Source organism: Brevibacillus sp. AG (assembly GCF_028369215.1).
Classification (GTDB): domain Bacteria; phylum Bacillota; class Bacilli; order Brevibacillales; family Brevibacillaceae; genus Brevibacillus; species Brevibacillus porteri.
Map to the genome: position 1 here is coordinate 88,235 of NZ_JAQMYO010000006.1, position 19,450 is coordinate 107,684.

Genomic DNA, 19,450 nt, shown 5'->3' on the forward strand with positions numbered 1-19,450 from the left:
GATACAGATTGTTGAATTGGTTTGAAAGGATGTCGTACATGAGTAAAACAGTTGTACTGGCAGAAAAGCCTTCGGTTGGACGCGACATTGCCAAAGTATTGCAGTGTCACAAAAAAGGAAATGGCTTTTTTGAAGGAGATAAATATATCGTAACGTGGGCGCTTGGGCATTTGGTCACTCTCGCTGACCCTGAAGCGTACGGGCAGCAATTCAGCTCGTGGCGAATCGAGGATTTGCCGATTATGCCGTCCCCATTGCGTTTGGTCGTGATCAAGGAAAGCAACAGGCAATTTCAGGTCGTCAAACAACAATTGAGACGCAACGATGTCGGGCAGATCGTCATTGCGACGGATGCAGGGCGTGAAGGAGAGCTCGTTGCCCGGTGGATTCTCGAGCTGGTTCACGTGAATAAACCAATCAAGCGTTTGTGGATTTCCTCGGTGACAGACAAAGCGATCCGAGAAGGCTTCCGCAATCTAAAGGACGGCAAAAACTATGAAAACTTGTTTGCCTCCGCCGCTGCTCGTGCAGAAGCAGACTGGCTCGTAGGTATCAATGCCACCCGCGCTTTGACGTGCAAGCATAACGCACAGCTCTCATGCGGTCGAGTCCAGACGCCAACACTCGCTATTGTGGCATCGCGAGAAGAGGAGATTCGTCGCTTTACACCCAAGCCATTTTACGGGCTGTCTGCGGTGGCCCAAGGTCCGATTCAGCTCCAATGGCAAGATCAGCAAACGAAGGATGTCAAAACGTTTTCCAAGGAGAAAGCGGATCAGCTCACAGCTTCTCTCAAACAGGAGAAAAGCGCAGAAGTCATCGAGATTACTCGTGCACACAAAAAGACGTATGCTCCACAGCTGTACGATTTGACGGAGCTGCAACGGGATGCCAACCGGATGTTTGGCTACTCACCAAAGCAGACGCTGTCCATCATGCAAGGGCTATATGAGCATCACAAGGCAGTGACGTATCCACGAACGGACTCTCGCTATCTCTCTGCTGATATCGTCGAGACGCTGCCGGATCGAATCAAGGCTGTCCAAATGAAGCCATATGCGCCTCTCGCTGCCAGAATCCTGCGTGCGCCGATCAAAGCGAACAAATCGTTCGTGGATGACAGCAAAGTATCGGACCATCATGCGATCATCCCGACAGAGCAAGCTGTTTTTCTCGGTGATTTGAGCGATAAGGAGCGCAAGATTTTTGACCTCATCGTGAAACGCTTCCTGGCTGTTCTGCTGCCTGCCTTCGAATACGAGCAAACGACCATCCAGACGAAAATCGGGAATGAAACGTTCCTGGCAAAAGGAAAAACCGTGCTCTCCCAAGGCTGGAGAGAGGCGTATGACCACGATGTAGAAGTAGACGATGCGAAGGATGACGTAAAGGAACAGATTCTGCCTTCTCTAGCCAAAGGAGATCGCCTGCACATCCAGTCGATATCCCAGACTAAGGGCGAAACGAAGCCGCCAGAGCCTTTCACAGAAGCGAGTCTGCTGTCTGCGATGGAAAATCCGGCGAAATACATGGCGAACGAGAGCAAGGATTTGATCAAAACGATTGGGGAAACGGGCGGACTGGGTACGGTAGCCACCCGCGCGGATGTGATCGAGAAGCTGTTCAACAGCTTTTTGCTAGAAAAGCGCGGCAAGCATCTTTTTGTCACCGCAAAAGCTAAGCAATTGCTAGAGCTCGTCCCAGATGAAATGCAGTCGCCGACCTTGACCGCCCAATGGGAGCAAAAGCTCGGTGCCATCGCCAAGGGAAGCTTGAACAAGCGAGCGTTTATCGAAGAGATGAAATCGTACGCCAAAGAAGTCGTCCAACAGATCAAGAACAGCGATCAGACTTTCCGGCACGACAACCTGACCAGAAGCAGGTGCCCGGAGTGCAATAAGTTTTTGCTGGAGGTAAACGGAAAGCGCGGCAAAATGCAGGTGTGCCAGGATCGGGAATGCGGCTATCGCAAAAGCATTGCCAAGCAGACCAATGCCAGATGTCCAAAATGCCACAAAAGATTGGAGCTGCGCGGAGAAGGGGAAGGGCAAACCTTTGTCTGCGGTTGTGGGCACAAGGAGAAACTGAAGACCTTCCAGGAGCGTCGCGATAAGGAAAAGGGCAGCAAGGTTTCGAAGAAAGAAGTAACCAAGTATTTGAAGGGGCAAGACAAGGAACAGGACGAAGGAATCAACTCAGCGTTGAAAGACGCCCTGTCCAAATTAAAGTTCGATTAAAGAGGCATGAAACAAAAGCATGAAACAAGAGGCGGCCGACTATTCCTGTCAGCCGCCTCATTATATTTACTTTTTCTCCAGCACAGCAAAGTAATTTTCTTCATCGTCTGCGAAGTTAAAGACGCGGCCCGAAGGCATCGTAACAATGTCTCCAACCTTCACATTTTTATTCATGAGGTCGTTACGCAATTCCTCGATATTTTCCGAAAAGAGTAGGAGCGAAGGAGTGCCAAGATTCATTCCGGGTGACATTTTCGCAACCCATTCTTTATTGTGCAGAACGATGCTTGTTTCAGCGCCTTGTGCGGGAGCAATTTCAATCCATCTCATTTCACCGTTCTTCTCTTCTGAAACAACACGAAACCCTAGTTTTTCTGTCCAAAAGCTCACTGCTTGATCCTGGTTATTGACATACAGCATGATTTGACCGACTTTGCTAATCATCATAGCCATTTTCCACTCCCTACATGGTAGTTAAAAACCCGATGCTCCTAATCCTTTCCATCCCGACGGTATCTGATACACGATGCCAACGGACTTGTCTTCATCATAGCATGAATAATCAGACAGGGTTTCTTTTCGATTGCGCATTCTAGAAAAAGGAATTGCATTTCGTAAAAGAGGAGCATATACTCACAATTAAAAGTGAGTAATCACTCGCTTATTAAAAAAGTCATTTCGATCCTTGTTCTGTGGCTTGTTTTTTTAACATAAAAGGAAAGTGATTACTCACTCCAATACGTAGGTAGGGGGAAGCGTTTATGAAACCAGTTGTTCGCTCTATATGTATCGGGGGACTGTTACTGGCATTGTCGGGCTGCAATTGGACATCCGAAAATCATCCGTCTCTGTCCGGCACAATCGAGGCCATCGAGCTGCCGATCGTAGCGGAAGTAGGCGGATTGGTGACAAACGTTACGTCAGAAGAGGGAAGTGCAGTAAAGAAAGGACAAGTGCTAGCCCAAATCGATAAACGAAGCTACCAAATTACTGTGGAAGAAGCACAGGCAGCATTGGACCAAGCGACAGCCAGACTAGAAGAGGCGAGGGCTGGTTCACGCGACACGACGATTCAAAGAAGCATGGCCAACGTCCAGCAAGCAAATGCGAATATCCAACTGGCACAAGCGAGAAAAAATCAGGCGGAAGCAGGAAAAGCCCGAGCGACTGAGCAGATGACGCAGGCAGAATCGCAATGGCAGGGGGCGCAGCAGACCCTTTTGTATCAACAAAAAAGACTCGAGGAAGCAACAGCGCTCTTCGAAAAAGGAGCACTCTCTGCCAAAGACCTCGACACGCAAAAAGAAGCAGTGAACCAGGCAAAAACGCAGGCAGATCAATGGGCGGCACAAGTAGCTCAGACACAGGCACAGTATCGCTCTGCACAAGAAGACATCGCTGCTGCTGTGGCCCAAATCGGTACAGCACAAGCCGCGCAAGCCGGAGCGCAGGCGGATCTCGATCAGGTGAAGGAAGGAAGTACCGATTACGCAATTCGGGCACTGCTCGCCACCCAGCAGCAGGCAAAAGCGAAACTGGATCAAGCCTTATTGCAGTTGGAAAAGTCCAAGATTACTGCAACAGACGATGGTACTCTCTTGCGCTCCTCTATCGAACAGGGGGAAGTAGCCAAAACAGGCGCTACCTTGTTTACGATGATGAAGCCAGATCTGCTCGAGCTCGTCGTGTACATCCCGGAAGCACAATTGAATCGGGTGAAAAAAGGGCAAGAGGTTGGCATCAAGGTGGATGCCTATCCTGAGGAGACCTTTACGGGAACGATCAGTCGCATCTCAGAAAAAGCAGAGTTCACGCCGAAAAATGTACAGACGCCAGATGAACGCACCAAGCTTGTGTTCGCTGTTACGATACACATCACAGAAGGACTCGACAAAATCAAACCTGGCATGCCTGCCGATGTGCTGCTGGCAGACGAGGAGGGAGGTCAATGAAGGCCGCTATCCAATGCGAGCAATTGACGAAGCGTTTCGGAGAGCGAGTAGCTGTGAACAGCTTGACGCTGACGGTTCCGAGAGGTTCGATTTACGGTTTTTTGGGTCCGAATGGCTCAGGGAAATCGACCACAATCCGGATGCTTTGCGGTTTGTTGACCCCGACGACGGGAAAGGGGACGGTACTTGGGTTCGACGTCATGACACAGAGCGAGGAAATCAAGCAACGGATCGGGTATATGTCACAAAAGTTCAGCCTGTATGAAGATTTGACAGTAGAAGAGAATCTCGATTTTTATGCCGGAGTTTATCAATTAAACAGCGCAGAACGTAAGCAGCGGAAAACGGAACTGATTGAGATGGCAGGCTTGACCGGCAGGGAAAAGCAGCTTGCGGGTTCGCTTTCAGGGGGATGGAAGCAACGCCTCGCGCTCTCCTGCGCTCTTTTGCACAAGCCGGAGCTGTTGATTTTGGACGAACCGACAGCAGGAGTCGATCCTGTTTCCCGCCGGATTTTTTGGGACGTCATTCATGAGCTGGCGAGACAGGGGATCACGGTGCTGGTGACCACACACTACATGGATGAGGCGCAGACATGCGATTGGATTGGCTTTATCTTTTTTGGCAATCTGCTAGCGGAAGGAACTCCCCAAGAATTGATTGATCGCTTGGGAGTAGGCAATCTGGAGGATGTCTTCATTGATTTGGTTAGGCAGGAGGAAGCCAGACAGGTGGCGGAGGAGGGAGTCCGATGAGGCATTTTGTCTGGGAGCGTTACTGGTCTGTCGTGAAGAAGGAAGTCATCCAAATCAAGCGAGATCGTCCCAGTCTGGCGATTGCACTGGTCATGCCGCTGATGCTGTTGTTTTTGTTCGGATATGCGGTCAACACAGACGTCAATGACATCCAAATGGCAGTCTGGAATCAAAGCCCTTCTGCTGCCAGCCGAGAGCTGGTGGATCAGTTCGTCAATACACGTGTATTCGAGGTGGCAGCCCATGTAAGTGGCTACGAAGAGATCGAAGCCATGTTAGACGATGGCTCCGTAAATGTAGCGCTCATTATCGGGCCAGACTACACCCGCAAGCGTGATCGCAACGAGCCGGTAGATGTGCAGATGCTTATTAATGGTTCCGATCCGAATATCGCCCGGACTGCCACTTCTCAAGCTCAATTGATCGTTCAACATCAAGCGATCACGTTGCAGGAAATAAAGCTGCAAAAACAAGGCTTGGGGGAGCTGGAACAGCCACTCGGCTTGGATACACGCGTGCTGTTTAACCCCAATATGGAGAGTATTGTCTTCAATATTCCCGGCCTGATCGGCTTGATTATGCAAAACGTCACGATGATTCTGACGGCATTTTCCCTCGTACGAGAGAAGGAGCGGGGAACGATGGAGCAGTTAATCGTGACTCCGATACGCCCATTGGAGCTGATGCTCGGCAAAATTACCCCCTATGTAGGTGTAGGCCTCTTTTCGTTTTGTCTGGTGCTATTGGTTGGAACGTATTGGTTCGGGGTTCCGGTCAAAGGCAGCATTTCGCTTCTGGTGACGTTGTCTGTCTTGTTTTTGGTGACGACGCTTCTCTTGGGCATTTTCATTTCTACGGTGGCAAAGACCCAGCTTCAAGCGATGCAAATGGCATTCGCCTTTATCCTGCCCAGCGTGCTTCTCTCCGGCTTTATGTTCCCGCGCGATTCAATGCCGCTCGTGATACAATGGTTAGGCGGGCTCGTCCCGTTGACCTATTTTCTGGAAATCTTGCGGGGGATTTTCTTAAAGGGCGTGGACATCGATGCGCTCTGGAAGGATGTCGTCGGAATGAGCAGCTTTTGTCTCTTGATCCTGACCGTCGCGATCCTGCGATTCCGCAAGAAGATCGAATAAGAGGAGCGTAATAGAAGGATGAACAAGCCGCCAACATTTGTAGAAGGCCTGTTGCAATATGTAGAAGAGTTGAAAGACGAGAGTGAGATGACGGAGAAGCAGCGCAATATTTTGCGTGCATCAGTGAAGCTGTTCGCCGAAAAAGGCTTTCATGCCAGCTCAACCTCTGAAATTGCCAAAGAAGCAGGAGTGGCAGAGGGAACGATTTTTCGCCACTACAAATCGAAAAAGGATATTTTACTTGCCGTCGTAGCACCTGTGTTGGTCAAATTCGCGGCACCGTTTATTTTGAAGGATGTCCGTGAGATCTTCAAAGAGCAGAATAAAAAAACATTCTCCCAAATCGTGACAGAGCTATATCGAAACCGGATCGACTTGGTGCTGGCGAATGAAAAGCATATTCGCATTTTGCTGCAAGAAGCCTTTTTCCACGACGAAATCAGAGAAGCACTGATCGCTACAGTTTTTACAGGTGTGAAGGAGATGGCAAATAAGCTGATCGAGGCAAAGGTAGAGGTGGGCGAATTGCGTCCGCTCCCGACACAGGCTGTCTTTCGGGCGATCCTGTCCTCGATGATCGGCCTCGTTTTGTTCCGGCAAGTTTTGGATACCGATGAATTTACACAGTTCAGCGACGACGAGCAAATCGCCCTGACCGTAGATATTTTGCTAAACGGGATTGGAAATCACTCTATCTAAAATTTTTTATCGATAAGTGAACATTTTTCTCTCGATTTGGGTATAGAAATCCCTTCTGGGAATGGTATAATTGCAAACAACTTTTTGCTGTTTTTTATGATGGAGGAGAGTAAACCATGCAATTGTTATCAGAGAGAGAATGGCTCGCGTATCGAGAGAAAAACAAAGATCGTGCGCGCATGCTGATTTCTTGCCCGGACCGCGCGGGTATCGTCGCGGCGGTGTCGAACTTCTTGTTCCAACAAGGAGCAAACATCGTTCAATCTGACCAGTACACGACCGATCCGGAAACAGGCCGGTTTTTCATGCGCATTGAATTCGATCTCATTAATCTGGACGAGCGCTGTGAAGAGATCAAGAAAGCATTCATCCCTGTAGCCGAGAGCTTTGGCATGGAATGGTCCTTGGTCGAAGCGAACAAGCGCAAGAAGGTCGCGTTGTTTGTTTCCAAAGAAGATCACTGTCTTTTGGAGCTCTTGTGGCGCTGGAAGTCCGGGGAGCTGTTCGCGGATATTGCGGTTGTCGTCAGCAACCATCCTGACATGCAGGAGACTGTCGAGTCCTTCGGTATTCCGTATCGTTGTATCCCCGTTACGAAGGATAACAAGCCGCAGGCAGAAGAAGCGCAGCTGGCAGCAGTAGAGGGCGTTGATCTGATCGTTCTGGCTCGCTACATGCAGATTTTGTCTCCGCGCTTTTTGGATGACTACGCGATGCGGATTATCAATATCCACCATTCCTTCCTCCCAGCCTTTGTCGGAGCGAAGCCTTACGAGCAGGCGTATCGTCGCGGCGTGAAGCTGATCGGGGCGACTGCTCATTACGTCACAGAAGAGCTGGACGCAGGGCCGATTATCGAGCAAGACGTTCAACGTGTATCGCATCAGGAGGACGTCGAGGCACTGAAGCAGCTGGGACGTCAGGTAGAGCGTACAGTGTTGGCGCGTGCAGTTCGTTGGCATCTGGAGGATCGGGTGCTGGTGTACGGCAACAAAACAATTGTGTTCCCATAAGCATTGCGGATAAGAAGAGGCTATTCCTTGGAGGAAAAGCCTCTTTTTTGCATGTTTTCTGGAAGAAGGCTGCACTCACGAAGATCTCTCACGCTTTAGCAAATCCAAAAACTGAGCCACAACAGGCCGCTGATCTGTCTCACCGTCACGCGTGCAGACATACAGGGGACGCTTGATCTCTACGCCTGGCACGGTTACTCGACCGACCTCCCCACGCTCTACCATTTCCCTAACGGCCAGAGCAGGAGCCAACATCGTCCCATATCCCGCCCGGACGGAGTGGATAGATTCGACCAGACCGTGATACTGCATACCGACCTGTGGACGTTTCACACCGTGCTCGCGACAGAGAGCAAAAAGCCAATCGCGGGTAGAACTGCCTTGTTCCCGCAACAAAAACGGCTCCTCCACGAGCTGCTCCATACTGATCTTTTTTCCTGCAAGCGGATGGTGAGCAGGCAATATAAACCAATAAGGCACATCCATCAGATGATGCCGATTGATAGGGAGCTCATCCCACGATTCCTTGATAATAACGGCCACGTCGACCTCACAGCTAAGAAGCAGTTCAATGGATTGCATGGAATTGCGCGTGCGAATTTCCACATCCACTCCTTCAAAATCGCGCTTGTACTGAGCCAGCCACTGTGGCACGAGATAATGCGAGGGGAGAAAGGTAGAAGCAATGCGGAGCTTTCCTTTCTTTCCTTGCTTCATCTCTGTCAGCTGTGTTTCGATTTCGCGTTCCCAGTCGTAAATACGACGTGCTTTTTCAAAAAGAAAACGCCCCTCATAGGTGAGAGAAATGCCGCGACCATCCGGGACGAGCAAGGTCATGCCCAATTCATTTTCGAGCTTGCGGATTTGGGCACTGACGGCAGGCTGGCTGATCGAGAGTGCGATTGCTGCCTCGGTGACACTACCTCGTGACGCTACTTCTACAAAAATGCGGAGTGCATGTAAGTTCATTCTGTACCTCGATTCATAACTTTTGTTTATGAGTTGTAGATAAAGATGTATTAGAAATGATGAGTGATTGCGCGTAAGGTATAGCTCAGAAAGACAGAAAACGAGTAGAGAGAAGGATCAGGAGATGAGAGAGGTCAGTGGAAAGACACAAGTCGTGGCAGTCGCACTGGTGACAGCATTATGTATGATAGGAGATTCGATGCTGTATGTGGTGCTTCCTCTTTTCTGGAAGGAGGCGGGGTTAACTTCGTTGTGGGAAGTAGGGGTATTGCTGGCGGTGAACCGCTTTATCCGTGTACCACTCGGGCCCCTTGTTGGAAAATGGTATGAGCGCTCAGGAGGACGTACGGGTTTGATTTTGGCAGTGGGGCTGGCTTTTCTAACGACGCTTTCGTACAGCTTGGAAGGCTTTTGGCTGTGGCTTGTGATGCGATGCTTGTGGGGAGTGGCTTGGACATTTTTAAGGCTAGGTGCGTATTCCTTGATCGTGACTGTTTCCGAAGGGCATAATCGCGGGCAGCTCATGGGCTTGTACAACGGATTGTATCGATTAGGGAGCCTCGGGGGTATGTTGGTCGGAGCAATTCTGGCTTCTTGGTACGGGCTGTCTGTTGCTTCCATCGCTCTCGCGGTGCCTTCCTTGTTTGCGGCGATTCTCGTTTTTCGCTATATACGGCCTTCCTTTACCAGTCAGGATCAGACAGGCGTGAAGCGGATGGTAACAGGAAAACGTATGTGGAATCAGGGAGCGGTGCTGATGACGATGATTACGGCACTACTCGTCACGATGGTGTATCAAGGGATATTTACCTCCACATTAAGTAGAGTGGTCGAAGTGCGCGATCCATTTATTGTGGTCGGCGGAGTCGTGTTAGGGGCAGCAGTCATTGCGAGTCTGGTACAAGGCATACGCTGGGGATGGGAACCATGGGCTGCCCCGTTAGTTGGTACATTGTCTGACAAGCATGGCAGGACGAAAATGTTCATCGTGACTTTGCTTGTCGCTTCGTTTCTGTTTGCTGCGTTGCAGGGAACGACACGCCTGCAAGGAACGAACGCACTCTTGATATGGTTTGCCATTTTATTCGGCATTCAGTTGACCGCGACGATTATCACGACTGTGCTGGATACAATCGCGGCGGATGTAGCAGCGAGACAGGCCAACAGCCATGCATGGATGACACAATATTCAGTCGTGAGCGATCTGGGCGCGGCGTTGGGGCCGCTCCTTGCCTTTTGGCTGGATGAACATGTAGGACTGAGTGTGATGTACATCGGAATTGCTATTGTGCTGTTTATGCTTGCACTCGCCTGGTTGGGACGACCGAAGCTGATCAAGATGGAAAACGTCTCTTGATCGTGGCCATGACGTGGGCAATCGCAGCCTCTTTATCAGGACCATGCAGCAGCATATGATTGGAATTCTCGTACCAAGAAATGTGCGGGGAAGCTGCTTCATCCACACTGGTCGCGAGTATTTGTGCACTCACGGCGTGGACAGTATCATCCCGCCTTGCTTGCAGTAGGACGTATGGCGTCGTAATTTTGGACAAAAGTGGCTTCGTTTCTGCCAACAGCCTGCGAAATTGCAGCATGCTGCTAAAAGGGATTCTGCCGATGCCATGTATGTAGCGTTTGGAGTGGGTAGAGAAATCCTCACGCAAATAGTGCATCGCCTCTTTGACATCCCAATATTTATAAGGAGTGTTGAGGGTAAACAGCAGGGCGACGGGGTATTTCGTCGTCAAGTGAAAGGCGAGCAGTCCCCCCATGGAAAATCCGATGACCACGATGGTGTCAGCGCGCATGGCCAGTCGCTTGTAGCCTTCTTCTGCCGAGCGGAGCCAGTCGTGGCGGGTGCTTTTGGCCATGTGACGACGAGTAGTCCCATGACCCTCCAAGGTAGGGCATTCCACGTGATAGCCAGCCTCGCGGAGCTTTTTGGCGAGTGGGAGTATGTCGTTGATGTCTCCGGCAAATCCATGGATGAGTAAGCAACCGACTGTTCCTGACATGGAATCTCTTCCTCTCAGATACTGGGAAATTTGATGGATCATCCATATTATATACGAAAAGGTGAGAAGGAGGCGACTGCGCAAGTGTGCGCACATCAAGCAAAAAAAGGAAAGAAAAAGCGACTTCACGCAGCTGCGATGAAGTCGGCTATTTTACTAACGGGGTTCTGTACCTGAAAAATAGGTTACAGCCCAATTGTTTTCAGTTCTGGAGAGATAAGTAGAGTAGGTTGCGTGCAGGCTTGGATATCTTCCGCTGTATAGCCTTCTGCTACTTCGACGAGGACAAGTCCGTCTGGTGTTACGTCCATGACAGCTCTGTCCGTAATGATACGGTTGACAACCTTCTTGCCAGTAAGCGGCAGGGCACATTCATTCAAGATTTTAGTCTCACCATGCTTGTTGACATGATCCATGATGACGACGATTTTTTTCGCGCCGTGGACGAGATCCATGGCACCGCCCATGCCCTTGACCATTTTGCCAGGAATCATCCAGTTAGCGAGATCGCCCGCAGCAGAAACCTCCATCGCCCCCAAAATAGCGAGGTCGATATGGCCGCCGCGAATCATCGCAAACGATTCAGCACTGGAGAAGTAGGCCGCACCTGGAATAGCCGTAACGGTTTCTTTTCCGGCGTTGATTAGATCAGGATCGAGGTTTTCCTCTGTCGGGTAAGGGCCAATTCCGAGCAAGCCGTTTTCCGATTGCAGAACGACCGTTTTTCCTTCCGGGATGTAGTTGGCGACGAGCGTGGGCATTCCAATCCCCAAGTTGACGTAAAAGCCATCTTCTATTTCCCCGGCGGCACGAGTGGCGATTTGCTCACGTGTAAGCGACATCTGTGTTTTCCTCCCTTGAATGTAATCCGGTTCTCTCTTTTGCTGTTTACGAGCGGACAGTGCGTCGTTCGATGCGTTTTTCGAACGAAGGTGCCTGTATCACACGTTGCACATAGACACTTGGTGTGTGAATATGCTCAGGGTCCAGTTCACCTGTCTCTACGATTTCTTCCACTTCGACGATGGTGATTTTTCCGGCTGCTGCCATCATCGGATTGAAGTTTTGGGCTGTTTTGCGGAAGACGAGATTACCCATTTTGTCAGCTTTCCACGCTTTAATGAGTGCGAAATCACCCGTGATACCATATTCAAGCAGGTACTCTTTTCCTGCAAAATCGCGCGTTTCCCGTCCTTCAGCGATAGGTGTGCCGACTCCAGCTGGGGTATAGAATGCTGGAATGCCAGCTCCGCCTGCACGAATTCTCTCCGCCAGCGTCCCTTGTGGTGTCAACTCAACTTCGAGCTCACCGGACAGAAATTGACGTTCGAATTCCTTATTTTCTCCCACATAAGAGGAGACCATTTTTTTGATTTGCTTTTCGCGTAAAAGGAGACCGAGTCCCCAATCATCTACCCCACAATTATTTGAGACGACTGTCAAGTTTTTCACTGCTTTGTCTCGCAGGGCGATAATCAGATTCTCCGGAATTCCTACCAGTCCAAACCCGCCCACTAATAAAGTGGCACCATCGTGAATATCAGCCACGATGTCCGTGTACGAAGTGTAAATTTTGGCCATGACGATCACTCCCACCATGAAAAAATAAAGGATTTGTGTAAGCGCTAACAATAGGAGCAATGCAGTTGCCCCGTTTTCCTGCCCTTCTATCATACAAGATACGAGTTACAAACAAGTGACGAGACATTTGGATTATAAAAAATAATGTAAAATGACAGAAAAGTAGTACAACTATACCATTTTTTTCTGTAAAATATATTTTGTCAATATTCGTCGTTTCTTTGTCAGTATAGGAAGATTCAGGGGGAAATGTGGGGTTGCAGGAATGAAAAATACGAATAAATGGATAAGTCTCACGGTTGTGGTCCTGCTACTCGTAGGGTGCGAAAAGCTAAATGAGGATGTTTCAAGTCTGAAACGAACAAAAGAAGAAACGGTCATCAAGGTAAAAACGGTAAGTGCGTATACGGTGGAGAATGGCAAGGATGAGCGACTGATGGAAGTCGCAGGTGTAGTGGCACCGCGTCAGGAGCTGGCTTTATCGTTTGGCGCCTCAGGCAAAATTTCAGGCATTCTTGTTGAAAAAGGAGCCACTGTCAAGGCGGGGCAGACGTTGGCGACATTAGATGGAACGGCCCTGCAGCAAGGAATTCACGCAGCCCAAGGACAGGTAGCAAGTGCTGCAATCAAGCGGGAAAAGGCCGCCAAGGGACCGGAGAGTCATGAGGTGCAGACCAAGAAGCTACAGGTAGAAAAAGCGAGAGAACAGATGCAAAAAGCTCGCGACGAGCTCTCCAAAGCGGAGGTTCTGTATGCGAATGGAGCCATCTCGAAAGATGAAAAAGACAAGCTGGCCTCGGCACTGCGACAGGCCGAGCTGAGTCTGGAAGAAGAGCAAGTTGCGTACAACAACCTGCTGACGGGCGCCGATCCACTGGATATCGAAGAAGCGAATGCAAGCGTCCAGCAGGCCAATGTCCAATTGAGCCGCGCGAAGCAGGAAGCGGCTGATGCGGTGATCAAAGCTCCGTTTACAGGTGTGGTAGCTGCGATCTCCAAGACAGCGTCGGAGCAAGCAGGACCTGGGACAGAGGTCATTCGGATGGTCGATACGAGCTCTTGGCTTGTCAAGCTACAGGTAGAAAGGGAGCAAATAGCCCATTGGCAGGCAGGTAAAGTGGTAAAGGTGAAAGCTCCGGACGGCAATGAAGCAGAAGGAAAAGTGACGTTTGTCTCACCTGTTATGGATACCAGCTTAGGGTCTTATCCAGTCGAGGTGACCGTAGACGGCAAGAATGTAGCGTGGAAAGGTGGCATGACTGTCACTTGTCAGTATCAGCTGCCAGCGTCAAATGTTGCGCTCGTTCCTGTTAGCAGCATCAGTGTCTCTGATGAAGAATATTACGTCATGAAAATCAATGAAAACTCAGTGGAAAAGACGTTTGTCAAAGTGGGGGCATTGCAAGGAACCTTCTATGAGGTAGTGGAAGGTCTTGTGCCTGGTGACCAGATTGTTGCGGCAGGCTTGTCGTATGTAGTGGATGGTGAGGCGGTGAAGGTGGCGGATGAATAACAAGACATTTTTATCGATTGTCCCGTCCTTTACCCGCATTCTGGTGGTCATTTGCTGTCTACTTGCGGTAGGAGCTTGGTTCGGTCTGGATATCAAGACTTTTCCGGATCGGTCTGTGCCTGAATATACAATTAGTCTCTCAGCACCCAAACTCTCCTCTGCGGAAGTAGACGAATCAGTCGCGAGAAAAGTAGAGGAAGCGGTACGTTCATTGGGCAGTGTGCTTACGATTGCTTCCGAATCTCGGTCGGGGTCGGCGGTTATTACTGTAAAAACATCGGAACAAATCGGTTCGGATTACAAGGAACGATTGGAAAAGAAGCTGGGAGAAATCACGAAGCAGCTGCCAGTACAGGAATGGAGCGTCAGTCAAAGCAATCTGGCAGACAGCAAAATTGGCTTTTATGTGCTGTACGGCACGGACTTGCAGACCTTGTCTGACGTTGCCCAAAATACCGTCTACGACAAACTGATCAATCTGCCAGGGATCGCTCGCATCGAAATGGACAAGCAAGCCTTGAAAGAGCAGGTAGATATCATTTTCCGACCGTCCATGCTACTCGCCTACGGGCTCACACCTGCTGATGTTTTGTCGCAACTGCCGACAGATGTGGTTGGGGAAGAGGTAGGCTCTGTTGGAGCTGATAAGGATCGAACCATTATTCAATGGACGAGTAAATCGGAAGGGCTGCAAGATCTGGGTAAGCACTTGATCCCCACCGATAAAGGATACGTACCACTACATACGTTGGCTGACATTCGTGATCGACGCGGGAGCAAAGGCGAACAAATCGGGATGTATCGAGGCTCGCCTGCATTAGGAATCACGGTGTATGCAGCAGATGTTGGGCAAGTGCCTGTAATCAGCAAGCAAGTAAAGGAAGCGGTTGCCGAGTTGAATCAGGCTTCAGGCGGCAAGTACCGCCTCGATTTGTTTCGTGACGACGCGCAGACAATCACCGCTGCATTGAGGCAGCTTGGGGCATTGGCTGTTCTAACTGCTGTCATCTGTTCGCTCTTTTTGTACTTGAGCCGAAAACAATGGGCAGGGGCTGTACTTGCGCTTTTTGCAAACGTACTTGCGGTCGGCATTGTTCTTGGGGGCATGTGGCTTTGGGGAATCCCATTGACGCTCTCCACGCTTGGGCCACTCGTGTTGTTTTCGCTATTGTTCACAGGAGCAGGCTCTGCGTTGTTTCATCAGTTTTCTCGCCTGCCCTCGTACTCGTTTGTTCGTTGTTTGCAAATGGCGTGGGGGTTGATGAAGCCGTTTTTACTCACGGTTGTCGTAGTGGCAGCCTGTTGGACAGGTGTCGTATTCACTGATTTCCTCAAGGCAGAAGACAAGGTTGTCTTGTACGATGCTTGGCCCGTTCTTTTGCTGGGGACGTTTGCTCTTATTCTTGTCTATGGATTTATCACACCTGTACTGACAGGAACGTGGCTGGAAGCTTCCGAACGAGTAGAGAAGGAAACACCACGGGCCTCCAATAAGGTGACAAGTTTTTTTCAAGATCGCTGGGAACGACTGGTGGAACAAGGGTATTTGCCTTATGGAATCACACTGGTTGCCTCGCTTGTCTTCGTCTTTTTGCTCAAGTCGTTTATTCTTGTAGATCCGTACGCCAAGCTTGATTATGGGGAAAAGTCGCTTTCTTTGCCAATGGTGCAGGGAAGCAGCATCGATGAGGCCATGCGGGCAGCACAAATAGCCGAGGAGCGTTTGCTCGCCATTAACGAAGTCCGAGATGTCTACACGATTGCTTCCGAAGAAAATCTGAGTTTTCAACTTAAGCTCGTGGACAAATACGATTGGACGCAATCAGTCTCGGAGCTGGAAAAAGTACTGGACAAAGAGCTGCGAGATATTCCTCAGACAGATCCGTATGCGCTGGTCATTAATAAAGATAAGGCAACCCGTCTCGTCTTGACGATCATGGGGCCATCCTTGCAAACGACGCAGAACATTGCCAATGAAGTATTGGCATTCATGGAAAAACAGAGTGCGAAGGATAAAGAGGGGCGAGAACTTGTAACAGATGAACGAATCGGTCCAGGTGCAGAGGGGATCTTTATCGACATTCGTCCGAAACAAGAGATGCTGGCACGTTACCGGATTACGCAAGAGGAGATCAAGAGACAACTGGAGAGCTATTTGGGAGAAAAAACAGCTGGCAGTGTCTATTGGAATGAGCGTCAGGTACCGATCCACGTCCGATTCCCTGACGGGTGGATGGACTATCCGGATCAAGTGAAAAATATATTGATTCGAACATCACAAGGTACGGTGCGGTTATCTGAGCTGGTAGATTGGTCGATCGGCAGCGAACCGCCCACTTATCAAAGGGAAGACGGACTGTATGTCTTCAAGGTAAGCAGTGCCGTCTCAGACCAAAGTCGAATTGAGCTATGGTCTTACATCATTCCATATTCCATGCAAGAAAAGGTGACGATACCCGAAGGCTACACGGTATATAACAACGATGAGCTGAAGAAATTGGAGGAGAAAAAGCTCAACAAGGTTGATTGGAGCAGCCGATTCTTGACGATTGGCAGTCTGATTGCCCTCGTACTTATCATGAGCTTGCTTTTGCAACGCAGAACGCGCGATGGATTATTTGCCCTCCTTCTCTTGCCTGTCTTGTCTGGAGGCTTTGCGCTGGGATTGCTGTGGCTGGATCGACCGATGAACGTGATGAGCTTCTATGGTATGGTTGCTGTCATTGCCGTCATCATTTTGCAGGCACTTCTTGCGCTGGATGAGCTGTACAAGGCCCAAGCCGAACAGGAACGAGTTTGGGACGGTATCAAGCTGGGGGCCAAACGCACCATGCTTAATCAAGCGGGGATATATTTGGCGATCGCGTTAGCCAGTCTTCCGCTAGCTGGGGGCTTGGGGAGTGGGAATGATTCGTTTGCGTCCTTTGCCAGCGTATTGTTGCTTGGCGTTCTAATGGGGGCTTTTGCCACAATGGCACTTCTTCCTGGTATGCAACATGCAGCTGTTCAAAGACAGGCTGCCCATTCTGAGATGTCCTTGCCGATCCTTGCTCGTCATTTGCGGATTTGGTGGGAAAATAACCAAGTACGTCGCCACGATTTCAAAGAAAGAAAACGGGAACAGGCTCGCTCACAAAAAAAAGGGCAAGTCGAAGTCTCGAACCACGATTCCCGGGAGTATGTACCTGTACAAGAGGACTTCCTGCCACTTTCTTCTTCTACACATGACGCCAACCGCTAAAATAGGTTGGCGTTTTTCTTTTTCAATCGTTCACGTAGCTGTAACCGACTAACTAGGTATACGTCATGGTAAGATAGGAAAGAGAATCGAAAGCAGGGGGTAGCAAACACGTGCGTCGATATCGAAAAGTATGGGATTACTTGCTTTTGATTGGCATTCTACTCGGGTTGTTCATTTCTTCTTCACAGCCATACGCCAAGCAAGACATGCGAGGGACGATAGACAAGCTAGTAGGTGAACAGAGCTTACAGGACCGTATAGGCGACATATCCATTCCTTACGGAGGCAAGGATGTGAGCTTGGAAGAAAAGGGAGCGGCTGGTTTTATAGAGTTCTTGATACGAAAAGGGACACACTTTACTGTTTTTGCCCTCTTGGCTTATAGCTGGTATCGCGTGTTTTCGCATCATCTCTCGTTTGGGCAAGCAATGCCCTGGAGCGCTTTTTGCAGTGTGATGACGGCTGTTTTGGATGAATGGCACCAGACGTTTACACCGGATCGAACCGGAATGGTACAGGATGTTTTGCTCGATGCATCTGGATCTGTCACGATGTTGTTGATAATTGCTCTCAATTACCTGTATTCACGGAGAGCATATCGTTATAAAATGTAGGAAGCCTATCCATCCTAGTAGGAGAGAAGGCTGTGATGAATGATTGGAGAGTGGATTAGATCGTGGTAGAAAAAAAGAATGTCCTTGTACTGAACTGCGGAAGTTCTTCGGTGAAGTACAAGCTGTATGAAATGCCTTCCAAAACATTGATTGCACATGATTATTTGGAGCAAATCCAGCGTGACCAATATGAAGATGCTATTCGGGGAGTGTTTGAATCCCTCAAACAATATTCGATAGATATCGTTTCCCATCGTGTTGTCCACGGCGGCGAAGCATTTAAGCAGTCCGTTATTATCAATGACCAAGTAAAAGAAGAAATTCGTAACCTGTCCCGTTTCGCCCCGCTGCATAACCCCATTAACTTGACCGGGATTGAAGTTGCTCAAAGTCTGTTTCCTGATTTGATTCACGTTGCTGTTTTTGATACAGCGTTCCACCAAACAATGCCACCATCCTCGTATTTGTACGCACTGCCTTATGAATACTACGAGCAATACGGTATTCGCAAATACGGTTTCCATGGAACGTCTCACCGCTATGTAATGGGCCGTGCAGCAGAAATGATGGGTCGCTCGAAAGAACAGCTTCGTCTGATCAGCTGCCACATCGGAAGTGGGGTTAGTATCACAGCGATCAGAAATGGTGAATCGTATGATACATCGATGGGGATGACACCGTTGGCTGGTTTGTCCATGGGTACGCGCAGCGGAAACATTGACCCAGGTATCATCCCGTATATTGAGGAAATTGAAAAGACCGACACGGCTGGCGCTATTAAGATTCTGAATAACAATAGCGGTCTCATGGGCGTATCGGGTGTATCCAACGATTTGCGCGACGTTATGAAAAAAGCAGAAGAGGGACATCTCCGTAGCAAGTTGGCGCTGGAATTGTTTACCACTATTCTGCATAAGCATGTGGGACTGTACCTTGCTCGACTGAATGGAGTAGACGGTATTATCTTCACGGCAGGTGTTGGAGAGAATAGTGCTGCCGTGCGTGATTTGGTATGCTCTGGTCTCGAATTTGCCGGGGTAAACTTGGATCGTGAGGTAAACCGCACTAGCAAAGGTGAGGCATTCATCAGCACGAAATACTCTCCGGTAAAAGTCATGGTAATCCCGACAAATGAAGAACTTGTAATGGCGATGGATGCATTCGCACTGGGCCATAACTAGCTTGGAGTATGCGCCTAGAAAGAATAGGCTTTTCAGTATTGGAATTTCTCTGCTATACTAAGAGAATGAGGCTTCTGGTTTGAGGTTCTCACCATTTTTCTGAAAAAATAAAAGGAGTGCAAACTGGATGGCAGTACAAGTGGGAAGCATCATCGAAGGAAAAGTGACAGCGATTAAACCGTTTGGGATGTTCGTAGCAGTCAGCGAAACCGAGCAGGGGCTGGTCCACATTTCCCAAGTAGCAAACGGTTTTGTTAAGGATATCAATGATCACTTTACCGTGGGGGCACAAGTAAAGGTAAAAGTACTCTCCATTGATGATGCAGGTAAAATCTCGCTTTCGGTTCGCGCAGCACTCCCAGCGCCTGAGCGTCCGGAACGTGAAGAGCGCCGTGGTGGTGGATATCGTGGAGGCGACCGCGGAGGGAATGCAAAACGAGAAAGCGGAGCTTCTTTCGAAGATAAGATGAAAAAATGGATGAAGCACAGCGAAGAGAACCTTGCGACAATCAACAAAAAGAACGCAAAACGCGGCTACTAAGCC

At 49.4% G+C, this 19,450-nt stretch carries 17 protein-coding genes; 12 read left to right on the forward strand and 5 right to left on the reverse strand.

Annotation, left to right across the window (positions count from 1 at the left end; genetic code table 11):
* Window positions 1-38 precede the first annotated feature (38 nt).
* Entirely contained in the window at window positions 39-2,237 is a 2,199-nt protein-coding gene (locus tag POF51_RS16690; protein WP_069848973.1) for a DNA topoisomerase III, read from the forward strand.
* A 66-nt stretch (window positions 2,238-2,303) separates the two neighbouring features.
* Here the strand turns inward: POF51_RS16690 and POF51_RS16695 are convergent, their stop codons facing one another.
* Window positions 2,304-2,681, reverse strand: a complete 378-nt coding sequence (locus POF51_RS16695; RefSeq protein ID WP_069849146.1) for a VOC family protein — start codon at window positions 2,679-2,681, stop codon at window positions 2,304-2,306.
* 317 nt (window positions 2,682-2,998) lie between these two features.
* Between POF51_RS16695 and POF51_RS16700 the strand changes: the two genes are divergently transcribed.
* The 5 genes from POF51_RS16700 to purU all read left to right on the forward strand — a co-directional run bounded on the left by POF51_RS16700 (window position 2,999) and on the right by purU (window position 7,792).
* The gene (locus POF51_RS16700) at window positions 2,999-4,189 is read left to right on the forward strand and encodes an HlyD family secretion protein (protein ID WP_069848971.1); all 1,191 of its coding nucleotides are present in this window, start codon (window positions 2,999-3,001) and stop codon (window positions 4,187-4,189) included.
* Window positions 4,186-4,944: an ABC transporter ATP-binding protein gene (locus POF51_RS16705; protein ID WP_069848968.1), complete on the forward strand. Its 759-nt coding sequence runs from the start codon at window positions 4,186-4,188 to the stop codon at window positions 4,942-4,944. The genes POF51_RS16700 and POF51_RS16705 overlap by 4 nt, the downstream gene beginning before the upstream one ends.
* Window positions 4,941-6,080, forward strand: coding sequence for an ABC transporter permease (locus POF51_RS16710; protein WP_174231672.1), 1,140 nt, complete (start codon window positions 4,941-4,943; stop codon window positions 6,078-6,080). Before POF51_RS16705 ends, POF51_RS16710 begins: the two co-directional genes overlap by 4 nt.
* Window positions 6,081-6,098: 18 nt before the next feature.
* Window positions 6,099-6,779: a TetR/AcrR family transcriptional regulator gene (locus POF51_RS16715; protein ID WP_007728114.1), complete on the forward strand. Its 681-nt coding sequence runs from the start codon at window positions 6,099-6,101 to the stop codon at window positions 6,777-6,779.
* A gap of 116 nt (window positions 6,780-6,895) precedes the next feature.
* A complete protein-coding gene (purU, locus tag POF51_RS16720) occupies window positions 6,896-7,792 on the forward strand; it encodes a formyltetrahydrofolate deformylase (RefSeq protein WP_069848962.1) in 897 nt (298 codons plus the stop codon).
* Between the two features lie 75 nt (window positions 7,793-7,867).
* Here the strand turns inward: purU and POF51_RS16725 are convergent, their stop codons facing one another.
* Window positions 7,868-8,761 carry a LysR family transcriptional regulator gene (locus POF51_RS16725; RefSeq protein ID WP_069848960.1) on the reverse strand — a complete coding sequence of 298 codons (894 nt, stop codon included), beginning with the start codon at window positions 8,759-8,761 and terminating at the stop codon, window positions 7,868-7,870.
* Between the two features lie 124 nt (window positions 8,762-8,885).
* Here POF51_RS16725 and POF51_RS16730 point away from each other — a divergent pair, with 124 nt between their 5' ends.
* Entirely contained in the window at window positions 8,886-10,118 is a 1,233-nt protein-coding gene (locus POF51_RS16730; RefSeq protein WP_069848957.1) for an MFS transporter, read from the forward strand.
* On the opposite strand, the gene POF51_RS16735 is transcribed toward POF51_RS16730, so the two are convergent.
* From POF51_RS16735 to POF51_RS16745, 3 genes are all read right to left on the reverse strand, one after another.
* A complete protein-coding gene (locus POF51_RS16735) occupies window positions 10,096-10,860 on the reverse strand; it encodes an alpha/beta hydrolase (RefSeq protein WP_083261668.1) in 765 nt (254 codons plus the stop codon). The two genes, POF51_RS16730 and POF51_RS16735, sit on opposite strands and share 23 nt — an antisense overlap.
* A 101-nt stretch (window positions 10,861-10,961) precedes the next feature.
* Window positions 10,962-11,618 carry a CoA transferase subunit B gene (locus tag POF51_RS16740; protein WP_048034676.1) on the reverse strand — a complete coding sequence of 219 codons (657 nt, stop codon included), beginning with the start codon at window positions 11,616-11,618 and terminating at the stop codon, window positions 10,962-10,964.
* A gap of 46 nt (window positions 11,619-11,664) precedes the next feature.
* Complete coding sequence (locus POF51_RS16745) at window positions 11,665-12,357, reverse strand: CoA transferase subunit A (RefSeq protein ID WP_015893185.1); 693 nt, start codon at window positions 12,355-12,357, stop codon at window positions 11,665-11,667.
* 265 nt (window positions 12,358-12,622) lie between these two features.
* Here POF51_RS16745 and POF51_RS16750 point away from each other — a divergent pair, with 265 nt between their 5' ends.
* From POF51_RS16750 to POF51_RS16770, 5 genes are all read left to right on the forward strand, one after another.
* Window positions 12,623-13,870 carry an efflux RND transporter periplasmic adaptor subunit gene (locus POF51_RS16750; RefSeq protein ID WP_069848953.1) on the forward strand — a complete coding sequence of 416 codons (1,248 nt, stop codon included), beginning with the start codon at window positions 12,623-12,625 and terminating at the stop codon, window positions 13,868-13,870.
* Entirely contained in the window at window positions 13,863-17,111 is a 3,249-nt protein-coding gene (locus POF51_RS16755; protein WP_069848951.1) for an efflux RND transporter permease subunit, read from the forward strand. Before POF51_RS16750 ends, POF51_RS16755 begins: the two co-directional genes overlap by 8 nt.
* Before the next feature lie 110 nt (window positions 17,112-17,221).
* Window positions 17,222-17,725 carry a VanZ family protein gene (locus POF51_RS16760; RefSeq protein ID WP_271755757.1) on the forward strand — a complete coding sequence of 168 codons (504 nt, stop codon included), beginning with the start codon at window positions 17,222-17,224 and terminating at the stop codon, window positions 17,723-17,725.
* 62 nt (window positions 17,726-17,787) lie between these two features.
* The gene (locus tag POF51_RS16765; protein ID WP_069848947.1) at window positions 17,788-18,906 is read left to right on the forward strand and encodes an acetate/propionate family kinase; all 1,119 of its coding nucleotides are present in this window, start codon (window positions 17,788-17,790) and stop codon (window positions 18,904-18,906) included.
* Window positions 18,907-19,033: 127 nt separating this feature from the next.
* Window positions 19,034-19,447, forward strand: a complete 414-nt coding sequence (locus POF51_RS16770; RefSeq protein WP_007718541.1) for a S1 RNA-binding domain-containing protein — start codon at window positions 19,034-19,036, stop codon at window positions 19,445-19,447.
* The last annotated feature ends 3 nt before the right edge of the window (window positions 19,448-19,450 follow it).

What these genes read in the sequence shown, in the direction of transcription:
- POF51_RS16750 (WP_069848953.1), top strand. Translation starts at nt 12,623, where the DNA reads ATGAAAAATACGAATAAATGGATAAGTCTCACGGTTGTGGTCCTGCTA.
- purU (WP_069848962.1), top strand. Translation starts at nt 6,896, where the DNA reads ATGCAATTGTTATCAGAGAGAGAATGGCTCGCGTATCGAGAGAAAAAC.
- POF51_RS16755 (WP_069848951.1), top strand. Translation starts at nt 13,863, where the DNA reads ATGAATAACAAGACATTTTTATCGATTGTCCCGTCCTTTACCCGCATT.
- POF51_RS16725 (WP_069848960.1), bottom strand. Translation starts at nt 8,761, where the DNA reads ATGAACTTACATGCACTCCGCATTTTTGTAGAAGTAGCGTCACGAGGT.
- POF51_RS16710 (WP_174231672.1), top strand. Translation starts at nt 4,941, where the DNA reads ATGAGGCATTTTGTCTGGGAGCGTTACTGGTCTGTCGTGAAGAAGGAA.
- POF51_RS16695 (WP_069849146.1), bottom strand. Translation starts at nt 2,681, where the DNA reads ATGATTAGCAAAGTCGGTCAAATCATGCTGTATGTCAATAACCAGGAT.
- POF51_RS16690 (WP_069848973.1), top strand. Translation starts at nt 39, where the DNA reads ATGAGTAAAACAGTTGTACTGGCAGAAAAGCCTTCGGTTGGACGCGAC.
- POF51_RS16700 (WP_069848971.1), top strand. Translation starts at nt 2,999, where the DNA reads ATGAAACCAGTTGTTCGCTCTATATGTATCGGGGGACTGTTACTGGCA.
- POF51_RS16705 (WP_069848968.1), top strand. Translation starts at nt 4,186, where the DNA reads ATGAAGGCCGCTATCCAATGCGAGCAATTGACGAAGCGTTTCGGAGAG.
- POF51_RS16770 (WP_007718541.1), top strand. Translation starts at nt 19,034, where the DNA reads ATGGCAGTACAAGTGGGAAGCATCATCGAAGGAAAAGTGACAGCGATT.
- POF51_RS16745 (WP_015893185.1), bottom strand. Translation starts at nt 12,357, where the DNA reads ATGGCCAAAATTTACACTTCGTACACGGACATCGTGGCTGATATTCAC.
- POF51_RS16740 (WP_048034676.1), bottom strand. Translation starts at nt 11,618, where the DNA reads ATGTCGCTTACACGTGAGCAAATCGCCACTCGTGCCGCCGGGGAAATA.
- POF51_RS16715 (WP_007728114.1), top strand. Translation starts at nt 6,099, where the DNA reads ATGAACAAGCCGCCAACATTTGTAGAAGGCCTGTTGCAATATGTAGAA.
- POF51_RS16730 (WP_069848957.1), top strand. Translation starts at nt 8,886, where the DNA reads ATGAGAGAGGTCAGTGGAAAGACACAAGTCGTGGCAGTCGCACTGGTG.